This window comes from Paenibacillus sp. 2TAB19, assembly GCF_052115185.1.
Lineage (GTDB): Bacteria > Bacillota > Bacilli > Paenibacillales > Paenibacillaceae > Pristimantibacillus.
Genome location: NZ_JBFRGE010000004.1, coordinates 58,992 through 80,304, shown reverse-complemented (window position 1 = coordinate 80,304; position 21,313 = coordinate 58,992). Strand labels below are relative to the sequence as shown.

General features: G+C 54.3%; 11 protein-coding genes. All 11 read right to left on the bottom strand.

Translation table 11 applies throughout. The features are described from left to right. Positions 1-133: 133 nt before the first annotated feature. The gene (locus AB4Z33_RS02845) at positions 134-2,875 is read right to left on the bottom strand and encodes an alpha-mannosidase (protein WP_442048446.1); all 2,742 of its coding nucleotides are present in this window, start codon (positions 2,873-2,875) and stop codon (positions 134-136) included. A gap of 86 nt (positions 2,876-2,961) precedes the next feature. Continuing rightward, the gene (locus AB4Z33_RS02840; RefSeq protein WP_442048445.1) at positions 2,962-6,114 is read right to left on the bottom strand and encodes a beta-galactosidase; all 3,153 of its coding nucleotides are present in this window, start codon (positions 6,112-6,114) and stop codon (positions 2,962-2,964) included. Beyond that, positions 6,111-7,430: a glycoside hydrolase family 125 protein gene (locus tag AB4Z33_RS02835; RefSeq protein WP_442048444.1), complete on the bottom strand. Its 1,320-nt coding sequence runs from the start codon at positions 7,428-7,430 to the stop codon at positions 6,111-6,113. The genes AB4Z33_RS02840 and AB4Z33_RS02835 overlap by 4 nt, the downstream gene beginning before the upstream one ends. A gap of 576 nt (positions 7,431-8,006) precedes the next feature. Next, entirely contained in the window at positions 8,007-11,108 is a 3,102-nt protein-coding gene (locus tag AB4Z33_RS02830; protein WP_442048443.1) for an alpha-mannosidase, read from the bottom strand. A 2-nt stretch (positions 11,109-11,110) separates the two neighbouring features. After that, positions 11,111-13,354, bottom strand: a complete 2,244-nt coding sequence (locus AB4Z33_RS02825) for a glycoside hydrolase family 3 N-terminal domain-containing protein (protein WP_442048527.1) — start codon at positions 13,352-13,354, stop codon at positions 11,111-11,113. 79 nt (positions 13,355-13,433) lie between these two features. Then, positions 13,434-14,351 (bottom strand): carbohydrate ABC transporter permease, encoded by a 918-nt coding sequence (locus AB4Z33_RS02820; RefSeq protein ID WP_442048442.1) that lies wholly within the window; start codon positions 14,349-14,351, stop codon positions 13,434-13,436. Positions 14,352-14,375: 24 nt separating this feature from the next. Next, complete coding sequence (locus AB4Z33_RS02815) at positions 14,376-15,314, bottom strand: ABC transporter permease (protein ID WP_442048526.1); 939 nt, start codon at positions 15,312-15,314, stop codon at positions 14,376-14,378. Between the two features lie 83 nt (positions 15,315-15,397). Then, on the bottom strand, positions 15,398-16,879 hold the full coding sequence (locus tag AB4Z33_RS02810; protein WP_442048441.1) for an ABC transporter substrate-binding protein: 1,482 nt from the start codon (positions 16,877-16,879) through the stop codon (positions 15,398-15,400). 235 nt (positions 16,880-17,114) lie between these two features. Next, positions 17,115-18,641, bottom strand: a complete 1,527-nt coding sequence (locus AB4Z33_RS02805) for a response regulator (protein ID WP_442048440.1) — start codon at positions 18,639-18,641, stop codon at positions 17,115-17,117. Between the two features lie 7 nt (positions 18,642-18,648). Continuing rightward, positions 18,649-20,463, bottom strand: coding sequence for a sensor histidine kinase (locus AB4Z33_RS02800; RefSeq protein WP_442048439.1), 1,815 nt, complete (start codon positions 20,461-20,463; stop codon positions 18,649-18,651). Positions 20,464-20,496: 33 nt separating this feature from the next. Further along, complete coding sequence (locus tag AB4Z33_RS02795; protein WP_442048438.1) at positions 20,497-21,246, bottom strand: HAD family hydrolase; 750 nt, start codon at positions 21,244-21,246, stop codon at positions 20,497-20,499. Positions 21,247-21,313: the final 67 nt, after the last annotated feature.

Here is a 21,313-nt window from a genome sequence, read left to right as displayed (position 1 = left end):
TTATTTGTAAAAACAGCAAATTTGCTTTGATTTTGTTCACACAATCCCCATTATACCTCAAAAATGACTCATAAGACGAAAAAAACTTCCCGAATCATGAAGAATGTTCGGGAAGTTTGTAGAATTGAGTCTATTATTTTGCGTTAGCAGCCATTCCGATCGTCACGATCTGGTATGGTTGAACCTTCAACGACGGCTGGCCGGAGCCATTCGCTTCAAGCGCGGCACCTTGTGTTTCCAAGATGTCGCTGCTGTATGGCGAGCTAGCGTTATGAAGAGACAACGCCGTCTCGTTCGCACCCATGTTGAACCAGCGCAGCATGACATCGTCGCTGCCCGGCTTCAGCTTCATGGAAGAGAAGGCGAGCCCGCTGCCTGCTTCCCAGCGGATTGGCGCATGCGCCGGCGCAACCGCGCCTTCGTGTACGCCCGTCTGGCTGGATGTCCATGGTACTTGGAACTGGTAAGCAGCTGCGTAAGCGCCGCCGTTCATTCCATTGCCGCCGTGCGGTATTAAGCAAAGCTCTACCGTGCTCTCGCCTAGGCATTGCGCCTCCGGCGTAGGGAAGTAACCCCAGTCGCCAAGCTCTCCTACTGCCCGCAGCAGCGTAACCGCGATCGTGTTGCGACCGTCCCTCAGCACCTCGTACTCGTTCAACCCGAGGTTCGCAACGGTCAATCCCGCATCGACGCCGCTTACGTCGACGAATGCTTGCTGATGCTGGGCGTTGCTTGGATTGCTCCACTCCGGCGCAGGTTCGTTGCCGCGCTCGGCGATTTCGAACATCGAATCTACCCGGTGCGTGCTCGCAGCCAGATCGGTAGGGAACAATGCCCGGAGGCGGTGATCCTTCGCTTGATTATTAAAAGTAGCTTTGACGTTCAGCCCTTTGCCGCTGTGCTCCAAGGACAGCACCGTACGAATCGTCATCGTCACCATCTCATTCGAGCGGCCCGACTTGCGTTCAGGATAGTAGATCAGCTCGCGCTGCTCCTCATCCAGCTTGCTCTCCGCCGATGCCGGCAGCTGCCAGTCATGCGTAATTTCGAAGGAAGCGCGGAACGGCGTATCCTCGATCAGACGGATGCTCGCCTTCAAGTCTTTCGTCGTAAGCGCGGCTTCTCCATTCGGCTGCTTGTACATATACTCGTTGCCGATGTCGCCCGTGTTCTCATATACGCCGAGATCGCGGTACTTGGTGCCGCTCGCTTTATCCGTCAGCGTGTAAGTACCGTCTTCCGCAATCGTGACCGATAGACGGTCATTTTCCATCGAAGCAACTCCCGTCACCATGGAGGCGCGGTTAGCTTCATTCGTCGGCGCTGTTGCGTCGGTTTTGACCAAAGCGTACGTCTTCCAGCCGAGCGCCGGCACTTGACCAGCCTCGAACGTCAGCTTCACCCTGCGGCACATGTACGGCTGGCGGAACTTATCGTCCGGCAGATCGTAGCCGAATTGCAGCCCTAGATCCTCCATGGTATATGCCGTTTCCGTTCCCTCAGCATCGATGAGTACGCGACCAGATAGATCGGTCTCCTTCACGATTCGTGCGGCTTCCTCTAGGGTATAGCCGTCGCGGAAGTAAAGACGCAGCGCGTCGAGCTCTACGGTCAGCACGCCCGAACGCTCCCAGCCCGTCGTATTGAATACGACGACGGGCAGCGCGTCTTTGCCGTGTTGGCCGAAGCCCGTTGTATCAATCGCATCAGATAGCGCCGCTTTGCTGCTGTCGATGATCGATTCAGCGACATGGCGGCTTTTGTCAAAGCGGGTAACCATTTCGCGGTGAACCTCATCGACGCTGCATCCGCAGATGCTGTCATGCGGATGGTTCTGCATTAATGTTTTCCATGCATAGGTGAACAAATGATGCGGATAGGCTTGTCCGGTAAGCTTGGCTAATGCCGCCAGAGGCTCGGCAACCTTCTCCAGCATCGCTTGTCCGAGCTGATTCATCTGCTTCAGATAGACACGGGCCGACGCCGTGTTGACGAGCGTACCCCAGCCGTCTGTCCGCTGGCTTCTCAGCTCACCCTTAACCGAGGACAGCGCTTGATCCATCGATTGATTAACGGCGACTAAATAATCTTCGAACGTCGAATGGATAAACTCCGTGTCCGGGTATAACTGACGCGCCGTCTCCAGCGCCTCAGGCAGATCAAGCTGAATCGGCTGGTGATCACAGCCGTTCATGTACAGCAATTGGTTGGTGGATGCGTACTTCTCGGCGTCAGCCAGCTTCCGCTCCCAGTAATCGGCTGCCTCTTGCTTATCGACCGGTACCTCATTGCCGTTGGAATACCAGTTCGCGAACAGGATGCCGAGCACCTTGGAGCCGTCCGGCCCTTCCCATAGCAGCTCGGAGAACGACGACTCGTAGCCGCCGTCGGATACCGTGTTATTGAAGCCCGTCGGTTTCACGCCGCGCCCGAAGAACGCATTCGTAATGCCGGCTTGCAGCATTAATTGAGGCGTCTGCCCCGTTAAGCCGAACGTATCGGGGAAATAGCCGATTTTGGACGGCGTGCCGTATTGAAGCGCGTCCTGATGCCCGATCTGCATATTCCGCACGTTCGCTTCGCTGCTCGTAAGGAACGCGTCCTGCAAAATATACCAAGGTCCGATGATAATGCGGCCTTCTTGAATGTATTTTTCGAGCCGCTCGCGACGTTCGGGACGGACCTGCAAATAATCTTCCAGAATGATCGTTTGTCCATCCATATAGAAGCTTTTGTACGCCGGATCTTCTTCAAGCTTATCCAGCAGCGCATCCACCAGCTCGACAAGGCGGACGTGATGTTTCTCGTAAGGCAAATACCATTCCCGATCCCAATGCGTATGGGAGATAATATGCGCCGTGCGTTTCTTTGCCATGATGTTAATCGCCTCCACCGTTAGGAGCCTGCCGGCTCCCGCTTTATTCTCTTTTTGATAGCTCATATATGCATTTACAGTCATCCCTATTCGGTGACTACCACGTTTACCTCGTTCGGACGATAGACCGACAGCAGCCGTCCCTCGCGATCCGCGAAAAATAACACGCTGCGCTCTTTCTCCAGCTTGAACGCATAGGATACGCCAGTGCTCTCATCCTTCACGGCGATATCGGCGTCCCAAGCATACTCCGATACAAACACATATAAATATCCGCTCTCGTAGCTCAGCTTCCGCCCATATACGCCAGGCAGATCGCCGCCGGACAGCCATTCGAGGCCGCCCTTAGCGCCAGCCGTGTCAGCGGCGTAACGGTACAGCTTCACAAGCGGCTCGATCCGATCGTTCAGCTCGACCGGAAGCGAGCTCCAGAGGAATTTCCCTTTGCCAAGCGGCATTTCAAACAATTCATAACCGCCAGCTACGTTATTCCGCTGTTCCGCAGCGCCATCAACGGGCACTTCCTTCGCGATCTCCGCGATGCGGCGATGGCCGAACGATACCGGTAATGCTTCGCCGGCAAGTACGAGTCTCTCCTCTCGCTGAACGTTGCGAACGTCCGTTGCGCCCAGCTTATCTTCAACGCGTCCGGTCACATGCCAGTAAGCGTCCAAGCTAAGCGGACCTGTTGCAAGCAACGTAGCTCCGGTTTGCTCTGCTACGGCGAATAGCTGGCGGAGCGCCTCGCTGTCCACGTTATGCGCGCTTGGCAGCACGATCAGCTTCGCAGGCTGCGCCATCAGATCGTTCAGATGATACTCCGATACGCCTCGGAACGGAAGGTTCAGCTCGTAAGACATTGCCCGAGTGAGGCGTGTCGTCCCGTCAAAAGCGAGCTTGCGATTCGAGAAGTCATTCGAATACGGGAATACGACCGCAATATCTTCCAGCTCCCGATCTCCGAGCAGATGGCCGATCTCGCTTATGAAAGCGCCGAAATCGTACGATACGTCGGCTTCCGGCTTCTCCGTTCCATCCGCGCGAAGCGCGCCGATCTGCGATTCGTTCGCGTTATCCATGTAGAAGTTTGTATTCCAAATCCATTGGATTGCGCCAGCACCGCCCGTTGCAAAGGCGTATGCGTACTTACGCTCCAGGAAGCCGCGAAGCTCCTCCTCCGAACGCTTCGCCCTGCCGTCCGGCGTCTCCACGTACATAATGCCCGTTTCCTGAATGACATTCGGCTTATGCGCCGTCTTCGCGAAAATGCCGTCCCATAGCAGATAATCATTGAACCACCACGAGTGGACGGTCGTATAATCGACCGCTTCCGCATAGAAGAACGGCGAAGGCCGCTGAGCGCCAAGCGCCTCGTCCTGTCCGACCGTTACAAGATGGTTCGGACAGAGCTCCTTGATAGCGGCTGTCAGCTCCGATGCCCATCTATTGTGCATGTCCATCGAGAACAGCACGTAGTCGAGCCAACGCGTCCCTTTTTTCGCCGAATGAATGTCCTGAATGCTGAAGTTGATCTCCTCGGCCTCGGGAGGCTTAGCGGACGCAAAGTCAGGCAATTGCAGAGCCGTCAAATTCCAGTGCTCTCTCAGCACATCGATTGAGCCGTGACGCTTCTCCAGCCATTCCGCGAATGCGGCCTGCTCGAACGGATCGCGGCATGATCTCGGTCSGTCGGAGAAAATCTGAGCAGGATCGAACATGGACGGCTCGTTGATTAGATCCCAGTCGATATTCGTTGTCTCGCGATGCCTGGAGACGATCGAGCGGATGAACCGCTTCTGCGCTTCCACGCTGCGCGGATCAAGGTAAGGATTGAGTCCTTCCCAAGGCTCCGGCGTGAACGAGAAGAAGGTAAACGTCAGTTGCAGATCATGACGTTTCGCCGTCAGAACGAAAGCATCGATCGCCCGCAGCACTTCCTCCGACGCATGACCGTCAACCTGCATAATATTGCGGTAGGCAGTCCATATGCCCGTGCGAATCCAGTTGATGCCGGCTTTTTTCATTTGAGCCATATCGCGGTCCCAGACCGCCGCATTCGGCAGGAACAAGAATTTACGCGCAACGTCGCTCGTCATGTACGTCATGCCGACGACCGGCATCGTTTTGCCGTTCTTCACGAAGAAGTCGCGTCCCGCTTGAATCGGTTCCCCTTGCTTCAGCAGCTCGTCGTCCCTGCCCCAGAAGCCTTGCTTCAGCACGCGAACTTCTCCGCTCGGCGCTTCGACGCGGCAAGTAACGCGATAGAAGCCGCTTTCGATATCAAAAGGCAGCGGAATACGGACGATATTGTGCCAGTCCGTCACTTCCTCTTGCCATGTTTTTGTCCATAGAACTACTGCTTCGCCTTCACGTTGGACGGTCAGGTGGAAGCTCCAAGTTGTTGCCGGACGGTCTTCGCCAGCAACGCAGCGGCTTAGCCGCTGCGTCTGCAGCGTCAGCTGCGCGCGGTCGCCAGTTTCATAAGAAGCATAATTCGGCTTCAACCACAGTTCTGTTACGCCGCGAGCGGCGAATGCCGCCCAGCTCGCCACATGCTCCGCGCCGCCGGCAGACCAGAAGTCGGCCGTAAGCGGCTGGCCGACGAACAGCCAGCGGCCGCCCTTGAACGGACCGCCGACATGCTCCCAAAGCACAGCCGGAGCCGATACTTCGCGGCCTTCCGCGCTAATGCCTTTCAACAGCGGATAGACGCGCGTGTCCATCGGACCCGACGAGCCCATCTGATGCGGCAGGTCGCTGCTCTTCGTAACATGCGGAACCAGATTCCACGTATCGTGAATCGGCAGTAAAACCTCGCTGCCTTCGAATAACGGAATATCGGCCAGCGCTTCAAGCGTTGTCGCGCGTCCGCCGTCTACCCTCAGTGCTTCATGGATATGAAGCTGCTGATGATAGGCGGTTTGCTCCGCTTCTACGATCCACTCGTCGTTTTCTTGGCGAACGGGATGCTTGAAAGGCGCGCCCCCAATGCTAAGCAGGCTGCCTCCACGCTGCAAGAAGTCGGCGATATCCGCCCACGCCGCCTTCGGGAAGTACGGCGCGTGCATATTAATGAAGCATCCGCCTTCAGCCGCGCGAAGCGCGGCGCCAAGACCTTCTGCGTCTACTGCCGTTCCGATCTCCTTCATTGCCGTCAATGCCGCAGCCGCCTGTGCCGCATCCATTGCACCGCTGATCGGGAACGCCGGATCGGCGAATAGGATGAATCGGCTCATCATAGAAGACCGTCCTTCATCGCTTTGTACACCAACTGCGAGAACAGGCTGTTCGACCAAGCGAACCATTTTCGAGTGAAGATCGTCGGATCGTCGGAATGGAATCCTTCATGCATGAAGCCGGTATCCGCATCGGTTGCTTCCAGCATATCGATCATCGCAAGCTTCTCTTCGTTCGTCGTTGCCGTCAAACCTTGCATGGACAGCGCCATATGCCAAATGTAGCCTGGAGGCGTGTGCGGGCTACCGATTCCTTTTGCCGCTTTGCCTTCATAATAGAAAGGATTGCTGTGGCTAAGCGCAAATCTTCTTGTGTTCTGATACACCTTATCATCCGCGGTTACGTAACCGAGATACGGAATCGAGACGAGTCCCGGCGTGCCGGCGTCGTCCATCAGGCAGTAATTGCCGAAGCCGTCCGTCTCGTACGCATAGATAGGACCGAATTCGGGATGGCGATAGATGCCGTACAGTTGGATGCCATGATCGATATCCGCTTCCAGGCGCTTCAACTTCGCAAGCAAGTCCATATCGCGGAATACCCACTCGGCGAACTCCTGCATTTGGCGCAGCGTTACAACCGCGAACATATTGCCCGGAATGTTGTAGTGGAAGTCGCAAGCGTCGTCGCTCGAACGGAAGCCCGACCAGACCATGCCCGTATAGTTGACCGGCATGCCTATTCCATCATTGCGTATCGAGTCCTCCTTGATGCCGTTATCCCGCGTGAAACGGTACGGCGATTTCTCGAAATGATGCTGCTCTGTTTTGAACAAATCATAGATCGTGATCATCGCTTGCTTGAAGCCGGCGTCGAAAATATCCGTAAGACCCGTTTCTTTCCAATACTGATAAGCCAGTCGGATTACGAAGCAAAGCGAGTCGATTTCGAACTTGCGCTCCCATACCCATGGCGACATTTCCGTCTCGTCGGTCGTATTCCAATGCCAATCGTTCGCCGTTTCATTGAACGCGTTCGCGTAAGGGTCAATGCCGATATAAGAGATATGGCGTTTGATAAGGCCGCTGATAATACGTTGCAGGTCGGCGTCATCCTTAGCAAGCGGCACGTAGTGAATCACCTGCTCGACGGAATCACGCAGCCAAAGCGCTGGAATATCGCCGGTAATGACGAAGGTCGTGCCGTCGTCCATCAGCTTCGTCGTCGTTTCCAGCGTATTCGGAAAACAGTTCTTAAACAGCTGAAGCAGCTTAGGGCGATGCGCCAGCTTCTGCTCAGCTTCTTTCAACACGTCTTGAACCGCTCCCGGCAGTTCAATCGTAGGCATTGGTATCTTAGGCAATCTGAATTGTTCCACAGCGAATCTCTCCTCTGTCCATATGAAATTAATCTTAGTGTTCCGCTTACTTTTATCCGCCGCGTTACCTCCGAAAAAGCCTCCTACGACGGGGCCCCTGACCAAATAGAGCTAAAATACAGCTTTATTTCGCAAACTTTGGTGTGTTACGGGAAAATAGAGCTAGAAACTAGCTCTATTCGCCGCATTGCCTCCGAAAAAGCCTCCTACGACGGTCTCCCTGACCAATAGAGCTACAATGTAGCTTTATTTCGCAAACTTTGGTGTGTGTCTAGGAAATAGAGCTAGAAATTAGCTCTATTCACCGCGTTGCCTCCGAAAAAGCCTCCTRCGACGGTGTCCCTGACCAAATAGAGCTAAAATACAGCTTTATTTCGCAAACTTTGGTGTGTTACGGGAAAATAGAGCTAGAAACTAGCTCTATTCGCCGCGTCGCCTCCGAAAAAGCCTCCTACGACGGTGTTCCTGGCCAAGGTAGAGCTATAATGTAGCCTTATTTCGCAAACTAACGTGTGTTTAGGCAAAATAGAGCTAGAAACTAGCTCTATTCCCCGCGACTAACGCAAATACTTCTATTTAAAAGGTCAATTTGATCGTTTTGATCTCATACGGCGCAAAGTGCAGCGTGATGAGACGATCTTCGGCCTTGATCTGCTCTAGCTCTTCCTCCAGCGCGTTGGAAACCCGCGCCTGCGAGAAAGCATGAGGCCAGCCGAGCGTGACGCTCTCGCGGCCGCCGGACGATTCGTACAGACGGATGACGATACCGTCGCCGTCCTCGGCAGGTTTCACCGTGTCGACGACAACATGCACGCCGTCGAACGAGATATACGATTGCTCCGATACCTCCGGAGATTCCGCAAGGGAAACCGAAACGGCTTCGCTGTTAAGCTCCGCCGCCTTGCGCAGCGTATGAGCTTCGCGCCAATCGCCCTCATGCGGATACAACGAGTAAGTGAAGTTGTGCTCGCCAAGGTCTGCGGTAACATCCGGCCACTTTGGCGCGCGCAGCAACGACAAGCGGATAACGCTGTCTTGGATATCGTATCCATATTTGCTGTCGTTCAACAAACTTACGCCGTAACCGCGCTCGGATACATCGACGAATCGATGGCCGCAAACTTCGTATTGCGCCTGCTCCCAGCTCGTGTTGCGATGCGTCACCCGTTCCAAAGCGCCGAACGGAATTTCGTAGATCGCCTTATCTGTCACGATATCGACCGGGAATGCGACCTTCAGCAGCTTATGCGCCTCGTTCCAGTTCACCTTCGTCACGAAGTCTATCCGCTTGTCATCACGGTACAGAATCATATCCTGGCTAATGTCGGATTGTCCGATTCGCCAGCGGAAGCGCAAGACGTCCATCGTCTCGCCCGTCAATACGACTTCCTTGCCCAGCAGCACGGCGTCTCCGGCCGGCTGTTGCTCATAACGGTCGTCGATATCCCAAGCGTCCCATAACGTCGGGCGGTCATGGAAGAAGTCGAACCGGTTGCCCGTCTCGCCGCTCTTCAACACTTCCCTGCCGGCCTGCTTATCGATCAAGCTTGCGATTTCGCCGCGTTCGTTGAATGTAATCAGATAAAACTCGGTTTCCCATCTATCCTCAAGCGGAGCATGAGCAGCAGCGGCCGCAACCGCAGCATCCTCACGCTTCAGCCCTATCGTCTTATAACCAAGAGCCGGAACATTCGGTACTCTGATTACCGCCGAACCATCCTCTGTCATCCGGTCCATCGACAGCTTCACTCCATGGCTATCGTAAGCCTGCAGGTCCGAAGCAGCGTCCGCCAGCCGCAGCATGACGTCACGACTCCAGCCGAGGCTGTTGAATACGACAAGCGATTCACCAGCCTTGCCGCCAGCTCCGATTCCGGCAGTCAGCTCCTCAAGCCCCGCCTGCAGACCAGCCCGGCCTTTCGCGAACACTTGCTCATATTCCTTCGTCGAAGTCTCATATGCTTCCGTGATCGCCGAGCCCGGAATAATATCGTGGAACTGGTTAAGCAGAATCAGCTTCCAGCCTTCATGCAGCTGCGACTTGACGGAGTCCAGCCGCGCCTTGTTGCCACCTGTATAAGCAAGCGATTGCCATAGCTCGGCTTCCCTGTACAGAATTTCCGCTTTGCGATTGTACAGCTTATTGCGTCCATGCGTCGTATACGTGCCGCGATGAAGCTCCAAATACAAGTCGCCGCGCCACTTCGGAAGCGAAGACGATGCCTCGTCAGTGCCAACGAAGAAATCGGCCGCCGTACTGTAGCGGCTGGCCGGTTGGCCAACCATCAGCTCTGCGCGGTCGATGTACTCCAGCATTTCGCGGGTTGCCCCGCCGCCGCCGTCGCCATGTCCGAACAACAGCATCTGCTCCGCATGCTTATCCTTCTCGCGGTAAGACTGCCAGTGATCGTGCACGTCCTTCGGCAGCGTGTTTTCGTTGACGCCGTGATTCAAATACGAGAGCATCGGCGTGCCGTCGATGCCGACCCAATGGAACAGGTCGTAAGGGAAAACGTTCGTATCATTCCATCCGAGCTTCGTCGTCATGAAATAACGAATGCCGCCATGCTTCAATATCTGCGGCAGCGAAGCGCAATAACCGAACGTATCCGGCAGCCACTCGATCTCCGAGGTTATGCCGAACTCTTCCCGATAGAACCGCTGCCCGTACAGCATTTGACGCATAAACGATTCGCCGCTCGGAATGTTCAGATCGGGCTCGACCCACATGCCTCCGACCAGCTCCCAGCGTCCTTCGCGGATTCTGGCTTTCACCCGCTCATACAATTCCGGGTCGTTCAGCTTCAAGTATTCGAACAATAACGGTTGACTCTGCGTGAACCGATATTGCGGATATTCATTCATTAAGGCATCAACCGTCGAGAACGTACGGCTCGTCTTCCGAACCGTCTCGCGCGCCGGCCACAGCCAAGCGATGTCGATATGCGATTGGCCGACCATATGCATCAGACCTTCCGCATTGCCGCCAATCCGCTGAACCTCGGCACGCAGCCGTTCCTCGATGGCTGCGACCGCTCCCGTCTCTGGCAGCGACCATTGCCGCTCGTCTAAAGATACGAATGCATCCATCGCTTCATACAGCGCGGCCATTAACCGGCTGCGCCGTCCATCCTGCTCGGGAAGCAGCAGCATGCTGTCTCTTACGACCGTTGCCGTGTACATCAGACTTTGCACGGGATGATTCACTCGAACGAGCAAGCTGCGGATTGCCGTCATCGGAGGCTGTATAACAGCCTGCTGATTAAGTGGATCCACCGGTTCGGGAATCGGATCGTACATCTCGATCTCCAGCTCCAACCGACCGTCGCCGACCGTCATGCTTTCGCTCAGCGTAACGAACGTATGATTTCGATCAATCCCTTGCGCGGAAGCGCCGTTAATGCGCAGCAGCCCCTCGCCGCCGGAATCGAAAATCAAGCCGATACCGCCGCTGCCCGCCCAGCCGGCAGGTAGCTCCAAGCTTTTACGGAAAAAATAAGTCGTGCCTTGTTTGCTCGGAAAACGGTTATAGTCGTTTCCTTCCGGATAGGGAGCAATCCCTTCATACTGTCCCGGCAGCACATAAGTCGAGCGGTCGATCGTCCAATCGTTCAGCTCCACCTGCTCGAGCCACTGGCGCTCCGAAAGCTCGCGTATAAATCTTCTAATCCGCTCCATCCTTACTTCGCCTCCCGGACGATGAGGTCTGCGTTCAACGTATCCTGCACATTGCGCCCCACAAGCACGCGGAACAACCCAGGCTCTACGACAGGCACCATGTCCTTGCCGATATATTGCAACTGCTCGGCTCCAACCGAGAATGTAACGGTACGCTTCTCGCCAGGAGCAAGCATGATCTTCTCAAACCCCTTAAGCTCACGCTCCGGGCGCGTCACCTTGCTCGCAGCATCGGACACATAGAGCTGCACGACCTCTGCCCCGGAGCGATCACCTGCATTCATAACGTCCACCGTCACCATCGCTTCCTCGCCCACGGCGAGCTCAGCCGGTTCGACCGACAAATTCGAATACTCAAACGTTGTATAGCTAAGCCCGTATCCGAACGGATACCGCGGCTGCGAATCTTCCTCCAAATACCTCTTGCCTCGCGAACGCTTGCCGTTGTAGTAAACCGGCAGCTGCCCGGTATGCTTCGGAATCGATACCGTCAGACGACCGGACGGATTCTCGTCGCCGAACAGCACATCGGCAATCGCACTTCCGCCCTCCTGCCCCGGATACCAAGCCTCCACGATCGCATGCGCGTTCTCGTCGATCCACGGCTCTACGACCGGACGGCCGTTAATGTACACGACGACGACCGGCTTGCCGAGCTTATGCACTTCCTGAACCAGTTCCAGCTGCACGCCGGACAATCCAAGCGAGACGCGGTCGATGCCTTCGCCGCAATCCATGTCGTTCCACGCATTTTCCGTTACCTTCGAGGCGCCGGTGCGCAGATCGATCGTTCCCTCTCCGAAGTCGCGTGCGCTCGAACCGCCGACGACCATGACGATCGAATCGGCTGCAGCGGCGCATGCCAGCGCCGATTCGAACCCTTCGCGCGACTCGCCGCGAATTCGGCAACCCGGCGCGTACAACACTGAGTCCGGATCTTCTTTGTACCTGCTGCGAATCGCTTCCAGCACGGTCACGACTTTATCCTTCGGCTGCGGCGACGTATAATCGCCAAGCTGATTATAGAACGCGTCGGCATTCGGACCGATGACCGCAATCCGACCCGCGGTCCCCTTCTCCAGAGGCAGCGTCCCGCCATCATTTTTCAACAATACGATACCCTCGCTTGCAACGCGGCGCGCCAACGCGATATGCTCCTCGCTGCCGATCAGCTTCTCCGCCCGATCAGGGTCGGCATAAGGCTGCTCGAACAAACCGAGCTCGAACTTCAGCGCCAACACGCGAGCCGCTGCCGTATCCAATACGGCCGGATCAAGCTTGCCCTCGCTCAAAGCCTGCAGCAAATACTGTCCGAACATTACGCCGGACATTTCCATATCGATGCCTGCCGTAATGGACTGCACCGATGCGTCCAAGCCGTCCTCGGCTACGTCATGTCCCGACGCCAACATATCGATCGCCCCGCAATCGGTAATGACCATGCCGTCGAAGCCCCACTCGTCGCGCAATATATCCTGCAGCAGCTCGCTGCTTGTCGTACACGGCACGCCATCGATTTCGTTGTAGGCCGTCATGATCGATTTCGCTCCCGCTTCGACCGCCGCCTTGAACGGAAGCATATCAACTTCCAGCAGCTCTCGCTTGCCCATATGAACCGGACCGGCGTTGCGTCCGCCCTCCGAGCTGCCATACCCGACGAAATGCTTCAACGTCACGGCCACGCTATCTTCATGAGCAAGCGACTCGCCTTGGAAACCTTCAACGGAAGCTTTCGCATATTCCGCGATCAAATGCGGATCTTCGCCGAAGCATTCTTCCGTCCGTCCCCAGCGCGGATCGCGCACGACGTCGAGCACCGGCGAATACGTGACGGCGCCGCCCTGGCTGCGCGTCTCCTTCGCCACGGCGCGGCACATCTCACGATACAACTCGACGTTCCACGCGCTGCCTAGCGACAGCGGCACCGGGAACACCGTCGCCCCGATCGCCATATGGCCGTGCGAGCATTCCTCGCCGATCAGGATCGGAATGCCAAGCCGCGAATGCTCCATCGCGTACCGCTGAATCGCATTGACCGCTTCCGCGCCCTCGCGCGGCGACAAGCCCGACTCCAGCGTCACGCCCGTCCATGGATCGGCGCGAAGCGCTCCGTACAAGGAGCCGACGCCCCCAGCTTCGACTTGCTGCTTGAACGATTCGGCAAGCTCTATCTTGCCGTCCTTATGCTCGTAAGTCTGCCAGCCGAACGGCTGCAGCAGCTGTCCGACCTTCTCCTCGGGCGTCATTCGGCCGAGCAGATCGGCTACCCGTTCCGCTACCGGACGTTGGCTCTCTTTGTATATCACGTATGATCGCTCCTCTCTTCTATTCCTTAACCGCTCCGACTGTCAAACCTTGAATGAAATAACGCTGGAAGAACGGATAAGCGAAGATGATTGGTCCCGTCGCAAGTACAACCATCGCCATACGCGACGTATCCTGCGGCATATTGCGCAGCGCTTCAAGTCCAAGCGAGCTGTTTTGCGAGTTTTGCATAATGAATTGCAGATTCGTCTCGATACGCATCAGCATCGATTGCAGCGGCACGAGATTCGGATTGTCGATATAGAGCAAAGCGTTGAACCAATCGTTCCAATAACCGAGCGTGCTGAACAGGGCGATCGTAGCCAGACCCGGCAGCGACAGCGGCAGAACGAGCTTAATGAATGTGCCGAACTCGCCGGCGCCGTCGATTTTGCCCGATTCGATGACTGCATCAGGCACGCTCGTGCTGTAGAACGTCCGAAGAATCATAATGTAGAACGCGTTGACCGCAAGCGGTAAAATAAGCGCCCATACCGTATCTTTAAGGCCGAGCAATTGCGTCGTCACGATGTAAGACGGCACAAGACCGCCGTTGAACAACATCGTGAAGAAAGCGAAGAAAGCGAAGAAATTGCGGTATTTGAAGCTTTTGCGCGACAGCGCATAGGCATATAGGGCAATGAACAGCAGGCTGACGATCGTTCCTACGACGGTGACGAAGATCGTTACCCCATAGGAACGAAGCAACGTATCGCCTGTTTGGAATACATATTTATACGCCTCGAGGCTCCACTCGGTCGGAATGAGTCGGTATCCGTCCCTTGCCAGAGCGTTCTCATCCGTAAACGAAATAATAACGACGAACAAAAATGGAAATACGCATATAAAAGAGAATAGGCCGGCGAATAAATTAAAGGCCGCGTTCCATGGCGTAGACAGCTTATGGAAATCTCGTTGTTTTTTCTTAACTAGTGACATTTGGCGTCCACTCCCTTCCGAAGTTTAGAACAAGGCGTTATCTTTATTGAATCTGCGTACGATATAGTTCGACGTGATGACCAGCGCGAATCCGACTACCGATTGATACAAGCCGGCCGCCGTGCTCATGCCGATCTCGCCTGTCGTTTTCAGACCGCGGTATACATACGTGTCGATAACGTTCGTGACGGAATACAAAGTTCCCGAATCCCTCGGCACCTGATAGAACAAGCCAAAGTCAGCGTAGAACACTTTACCTACGGCAAGCAACGTCATGATCGTAATGATCGGCGTCAGCAGCGGAAGCGTAATATTGCGAATTTGCTGCCATTTGTTAGCTCCGTCGATCATCGCCGCTTCATACAACGATTTGTCGATGCCCATAATGGCCGCCAAGTAGACGACGCTGTTATAGCCGACTGCTTTCCATAGATAAATGAACACGATGATATAAGGCCAGTACTTCGGATCGGAGTACCATTGCATCGATTCCCAGCCGAAATATTCGAACACATAATTCAACAGGCCGCGCTCGGAGCTTAGGAAGCTGAACGCAAAATATCCGACAATTACCCATGACAAAAAGTACGGAAGGAACATGCCGGTCTGATATAGCTTAGACAGCTTCTTATTCGTAATCTCGGACAATACGACGGCCATAAGCACCGCCAGCGCAAGACCGACTACGATGAACACCGCGTTATACAAAATCGTGTTGCGGGTAATGATATAAGCATCGTCCGTGCTGAATAGAAACTTGAAATTATCGAGACCTACCCATTTGCTGTTGACGATACTGGCCCAGAACCCGTCTCTGTCGAACCGGTATTCCTTGAACGCGATAACCGTCCCGAGCATCGGGATATAGGAGAAGAACAGAAACCATAGGGCACCCGGAAGCACCATGAGCAGCATTACTTTATTTTTAACGACGTCTTTGAAAATAGCGCCGAGCGTTTTCATAATCATCCCTCCAGACTCCTGATAGCGTAAAAAAAGAAAAGAATCKGGCGAAGATTCTTCACCCGCCCGATTCGCGTTGCCTACTATTTGTTGTTCGCTGCTTTCCAAGCGTCAAGCTGCGATTGTACTTCCGCTATTACCTTATCAAGGCCAGCAGCCTTAAATTTCTCGTTCGCTTTCGGCAGGAACTCGTTAGGATCAACTGCTCCCGTCATCAATGCAGACCAGAACTCTTCTTTAACGTTTTGTACAGCTGCAATTTCTTTGGATACTTTCGTTGCGTCGAAGTTAAAGCCAAGCAGCGGAGCGTCGATGCCCGATGCGTTGAATTCTTTGAACAGCTCCCATTTGTTCTCAGGGTCGTTCTCGTTCAAGTACGTAATAAGCAAGTTGCCGAGGGAGAACGTCGGCATATCGTAGTTTTTCGAGTCAGGCAGGTTTTTCATTACGTTTTCGCTGACTTTCTCGTAGTGAACGCCTTCGATACCGGAGTCGATCATGTTGCGAAGCACCGGATCGGTGTTAAGCAGGTTCAAGAACTCCATTGCTTTCTCCGGGTGCTCGGAGTTAGCCGAGATCGCTTGCATCGAACCCATAACCGACCAGTTGAACGTGTACGCTTTGCCGGCAGGCGTCGATGTAACCGGGTAGCCGTAGCTTGCCGTCCACAGGTTTTCCGCAAGAGGCTGAGTCGAAGCGCGGTCCGTGAACCATTTGCCCGATTTGTACAGGTCTTCAACCGAAGTCGTCGTCGCTGCTTCAGGCGAAATGTAGCCCGCTTCGTAGAACTTGTGCATCGTATCAAGAGCAGCCTTTAGTTCAGGCGTGTCGAAGATGTTAAGCACTTTGTAGTCTGTCGTGTCCAAGTAAACGGCCATTGGCAGCTTCTCGATGATGTAATCGAAAGGCATGAGCGGCACGAAGTCTTTCGTAAGGGAGAGCGGCGTCACTTGCGGCTCGTTATCCTTGATTGTTTTCAGAAGCGGCTCTAGGCTTTCCATCGTGGTAACGCTCTTGATGTCCAGGTTGTATTTCTTCACGAGCTCATCGTTGAAGCGCCATACCTCTTGAGCGGGAAGCTCTTTGTTGGCAGGCACGCCATAGTTATGGCCGTCAACCTTGGAGCCTTCGAGGAACGCCGGATCAAGCGTTTCCTTGATGCCTTTGCCGCTTGTCTCGAGCAGATCGTCGATCGCCGTGAATGCGCCTTTACGCGCGTTTTGCACGTAATCGAACGCCCACGAGCTTGTGAACAAAATGTCCATCGGCTCGCCCGAGGAAACCATGACCTGCATTTTTTGTGTATAGTCACCAAAGTCGATCATTTTCATGTTAACCGTTGCATTGATTTTTTCTTTTGTATATTCGTTGATTTTTTCATTGACCTTAGCCAAATCTTTCTGCGGTACGCCAATCGTGTACCAGATAAGCTCAACCGGCTTCTCCGACGATCCGCCGTTGCCGTTGCTCTCCGTTTTGTTGTCACTGCCGCATGCGCTTACAACTAGCGCGAACGCCAGCAGTGCCGTTAACAGCACAGAAAATCGGGTTTTCTTGTTACTCATGTATGTTACCCTCCCCTTCGAATATCGCTCTCGGGACAAGCTGCGCATGGTTACATCCTTCCGCGCAGCATGATCGTTTATACGTGCTGTCGTTGCGTGAAAGCCTTTTCCGTGTCACTTAACGCTTGTCCTTCGAACTCCCTTAACTTTATAAAATGAAAACATTTTCAAATAGAATAGAAACTAAATAAATCATGCTCAAAATAAAGAAAGCTGCTTCGCGACAAAAAAATCGCTATAGCAGCCCTCTGTATTCCGACGGCGAAATGCCGACATGTTTTTTGAATTGCTTATAGAAGTAGCCCGTCTCCCAGTAACCAACGTTCGTGGCGATGTCATGCACCTTAAGCGTCGTATTCTTCAGCAGCTCCTTCGCCTTCTCGACCCTGTACTTGTTCATGTACTCGGTGAACGTCTCGTTCACTTCCTTATGGAACAGCTGGCCCAAGTAGACGGGATGGATGTTGTACATGGCGCCCAGCTTCTTCAGCGACAGGTCTTCGTTGAAGGCGTCTTTAACATGGTTCAGCACCTGCTGCACGATCGGACTCTTCACATCGCGAATGAGCGCATCGACCGTCATTCCCGCCGCTTCCTTCAGCATCTCCACCACTTGCTCGAGCGACGCCGCTTGCCGCAGCTGGTCGAAGCTGCCTTGGAACAGCTGCGTTTCCTCGTCGTGGCGAATTTCCTCGAGCTGCATCTTCAGGCGAACCGCAAGCTCCATGCCCGTATCGCGAATATCGGCCGGAGTGAGTCCTTCCCGCTTCTGCAGCTGCGCAAAATCATCCTCCAGGCGGTGCAGCAGCTCCTCCTTCTCCTTCGCCATGATGAGCTGCGCATACTCCGCCCAATCGAGCGGGAACCGTTGCTGATTGTCGCCTTGTCCGCTCGGAAGCTCGTCATAACGTACGATTTCCCGGTCAGGGTAGATCATGTAATATTCCAGCGCCTTGCGGGCATGGGCATAACTGTGCGCTGCATCCTCCAGCTTCTCCGCGCTTCCGAGCGACAGTCTCGGCTGCTCCTTGCCAGGCCACTCGGCTCTAAAGCTGCGCAGCAATTGCGCTGCTTGCTCCAAGCCTTCCTCGCGTTCGTTCAGCTTGAACACAACGACGACATCGCCCTCCATATCGCGGAATGCGATGATGGACGTGCCATAGTCGCTTTCATTACGGGTCGCCATCCAATCGAGCGTCTCCCTCTGCAGGTGCGCCATGCTAATGATGGCGATCGCGACATAAGGCGTATCGAGTCTTATACCGAGCAGCTCCGCGCGTTCGCCGAACTGTGCCGGATCAATCTGATTCATCAGCCATCGGTACATGACATTGTCCCGCAAAATCCTTATGCTTCGCTTATTGAAATCGATGCTAGCCTTGGCTTCGTTAAGCTTGCTTATCGTATTGGCCAGCGTCGCCTTCAGCTCTTCCAGATTGATCGGCTTCAGCAAATAGTTCTCGATGCCAAGCCGCATGCCTTCTTTCAAATAATCGAACTCGTTGAAGCCGCTCAGCACGATAACCTTCAAGTCGGCATTCAGCGATTCCCTCGCGCTTCGAATAAGAGCCAGCCCGTTCATGACCGGCATCGAGATATCGGTAATTAGAATGTCGGCCGGACGCCCCGCGAGAGCCTCCAGCGCATCCTTCCCGTTCTCCGCATGGCCGACAATCTCCAGATCCATGCTGCCCCAATCGATAATATCGTAAAGCCCTTCGATGATGAACGGCTCGTCGTCTACAATAAACACCCTATACATATCCGCATCAAACCTCCCCTTCATCCGGAAAATAAACGGACACCGCCGTCCCTTCGCCCAGCTTGCTCTCGATCGCGATACCGTATTCGTCGCCGTAGAGCAGCTGCAGCCGTTCATGAATGCTGCGCAGCCCGAACGATTCGCCGACGTTCTCCGGCGCGGCCAGCGCCGACTTTATTTCACCCAGTCGTTCCGGCGCTATGCCCTTGCCGTTATCGGATACCGTTACGCTAATCAACTCGCCTTGCTTCGCCACTTCAATATCGATGCGGTTGTCGCTGCTGGCCGACCTTAGACCGTGCAAAATGTAATTTTCGATAATCGGTTGCAGCGACATCTTCAGCGCCTTCTTGTTCTTAAGCTCAGGGCTGCAATCGAAAGCGTAGGCAAATCGGTCCTTGTAGCGTATTCGGAACAGCTCGAGGTAAAGGCGGCACGCCTCCAGCTCGTCCTGCAGCGTATAGTTCGGCTTCTGGTGCACGTAGCTTTTGAACAGCACCGACAGACTGTAGATCATTTCGCCGACATCGCTCGCCCCTTGGGAGATCGCCCTCATCCGGATGACCTCGAGCGTATTGTACAGGAAATGCGGATTGACGCGCGCCTCGAGCGCCGCCAGTTCCGTATGCTTCTGCTTGATCTCGGCCTTGTACACCCGGTCGATATATTGGTTCAGCTCTTCGAGCATATCGTTGAAGCTCTTCGAGATTTGGCCCAGCTCGTCTTCCTTGCCATCCGCGATTCGGACCGTCAGATCGCCTTGCTTCACTTTGCGGGTGACGCGAATGATGTTATGCGTCCGCTTGGCGAAGTTCGAGATGAAGATGGACGGGATGAGAATCGCGAACAAAATACAAATCGAGCTGATCGTCAGGATCGTGCTGCGGACGCCGCGATACGACGCCTCAATCTCTTTCTTCGGCACGACGCTAAGCACAGTGAAGCCGCCCTTCGTGCGCTGAAGCTTCGACACGATCATCCCTTGGCTCGTTTCACCGTCCGAATCGTACACCGATTCGATCTGCTCCAAGTACGGATAGGGCTTGCCATAATAGACGTCCGAAGTATCAAACACCACTTCCCCTTCCGCGGACAGCACGAGGATGGAGCCCATCAGCTTGTCCTCCATCGAAGCGTAGCTGACTTTGATCTTGTCCGCATCGAAGAAAACGAGCAGCTGGCCGATATTGCGCAGCGTTTGATTGTTGTTAATCGGCACTTTCACGCCGTACAGCTTGAGCTCAGGATTCAGCTTAACGGCTTTTTTCACCCAAATGTTCGGAAGCGAGACGTTCGATCCCTCCTCCAAGTACATCGCGTCCGGCACGTACGAATTTGCCGCGTTCGTCGAAACGATTTTGAACTGCCTGTTCACGTTATACGTATAGAGCTGCTGCTGCTCCGCGCTATACATCATGAGGCTCGTAATGTCCGCGTCGTCGTCCAGCTTATTGCGAAAATATTGCACGGCGTCCACGGAGGAGCTGTTGTTGTTGTAATATTGGTCGAGCCCGAACCTCACGTAGTCCGGGTAAGGCTTTTCCATCAAATAAGACATATTGAACGCCAACTGATTGTCTCGATACACGTCGACCATCATCGTCTGCACGGAATCGTATTTGTTCCCGATATAATTGCCTACGCTTTCGATCGCCCGCTTCTGCACGTCAAGCTGCCTTTGGAGCGCCGATTGCGACATGGATAAGTACATCAGATAGGAGAACGTGATGATCGTGACGATCGTGATGCCGGCGAACAACAGAATCATTTTGACGAATAAGTTATTTTTCATATATTTGCGGTACAAGTTGCCCGTCCCCACGTTTTAGCCTACCCTCCTTCTCTTCGCAAACCATTATACCGAACGCACTTCATTTCTCATAAGCAGACGATTCAATTGTTCATAGCTTGACGCGATATGATGCGGCATATGCTCCGACTCGGGCTTCGCGCCGCGATGATTGAACCAAATGACGCTCCAGCCCGCCTCAATCGCGCCGATGACGTCGTTGCGCCACGAATCGCCGACATAGATGCAGTTCGCCGGCTTCGTTCCCGTCTGTTCATTCACGTATTCGAAAATACGGCGATCGGGCTTGTCGTGGCCAACCTTGCCCGAAACGAATTGACGTTCCGGCGGGATAAGCGCATCGAGCTCCATCGCTTTGATCTTGCTCATCTGATGCGCCTCCGCCCCGTTCGTGATGAGTCCGACAACGAAGCCGGCCCCGCTCAGCCGCTTCAGCAATTCGCGCGCCCCGTCGAACATCTGGATGTCGAACTGGCAGCCGATATAAGCAGCCTGAATGTCGGCTGACTGCTGCTCGCTAACCTCGATGCCGAACTCGGCAAGCGTGAGCTGGAAACGCCGACGGCGCATCAATTCCGTCGCTTGTCCTTCCTCCATTTTGCCCGCTCCGCCCATCTCCAATGATAGTATGTCGCTATAGTAGCGCATCCGATGATACGCCTCTTCGTAAGGGAACGCTTCAGTAGTCGCTGCGACCGTCTCCAACGCTTTCCGAAACGGCGTCAAATGATCGTATAACGTGTCGTCCACATCAAAAAATACGGCTGTATGAGTAACATTGATGTCCAATTTCATTACTTCTCCTGTCTATCACTCGTTTTTTTGTACTTATTCTACCACTAGACGGGGGCAGATAGCTTCT

What these genes read in the sequence shown, in the direction of transcription:
- AB4Z33_RS02825 (WP_442048527.1), bottom strand. Translation starts at nt 13,354, where the DNA reads ATGACGCCCGAGGAGAAGGTCGGACAGCTGCTGCAGCCGTTCGGCTGG.
- AB4Z33_RS02805 (WP_442048440.1), bottom strand. Translation starts at nt 18,641, where the DNA reads ATGTATAGGGTGTTTATTGTAGACGACGAGCCGTTCATCATCGAAGGG.
- AB4Z33_RS02845 (WP_442048446.1), bottom strand. Translation starts at nt 2,875, where the DNA reads ATGGCAAAGAAACGCACGGCGCATATTATCTCCCATACGCATTGGGAT.
- AB4Z33_RS02815 (WP_442048526.1), bottom strand. Translation starts at nt 15,314, where the DNA reads ATGAAAACGCTCGGCGCTATTTTCAAAGACGTCGTTAAAAATAAAGTA.
- AB4Z33_RS02830 (WP_442048443.1), bottom strand. Translation starts at nt 11,108, where the DNA reads ATGGAGCGGATTAGAAGATTTATACGCGAGCTTTCGGAGCGCCAGTGG.
- AB4Z33_RS02795 (WP_442048438.1), bottom strand. Translation starts at nt 21,246, where the DNA reads ATGAAATTGGACATCAATGTTACTCATACAGCCGTATTTTTTGATGTG.
- AB4Z33_RS02820 (WP_442048442.1), bottom strand. Translation starts at nt 14,351, where the DNA reads ATGTCACTAGTTAAGAAAAAACAACGAGATTTCCATAAGCTGTCTACG.
- AB4Z33_RS02810 (WP_442048441.1), bottom strand. Translation starts at nt 16,879, where the DNA reads ATGAGTAACAAGAAAACCCGATTTTCTGTGCTGTTAACGGCACTGCTG.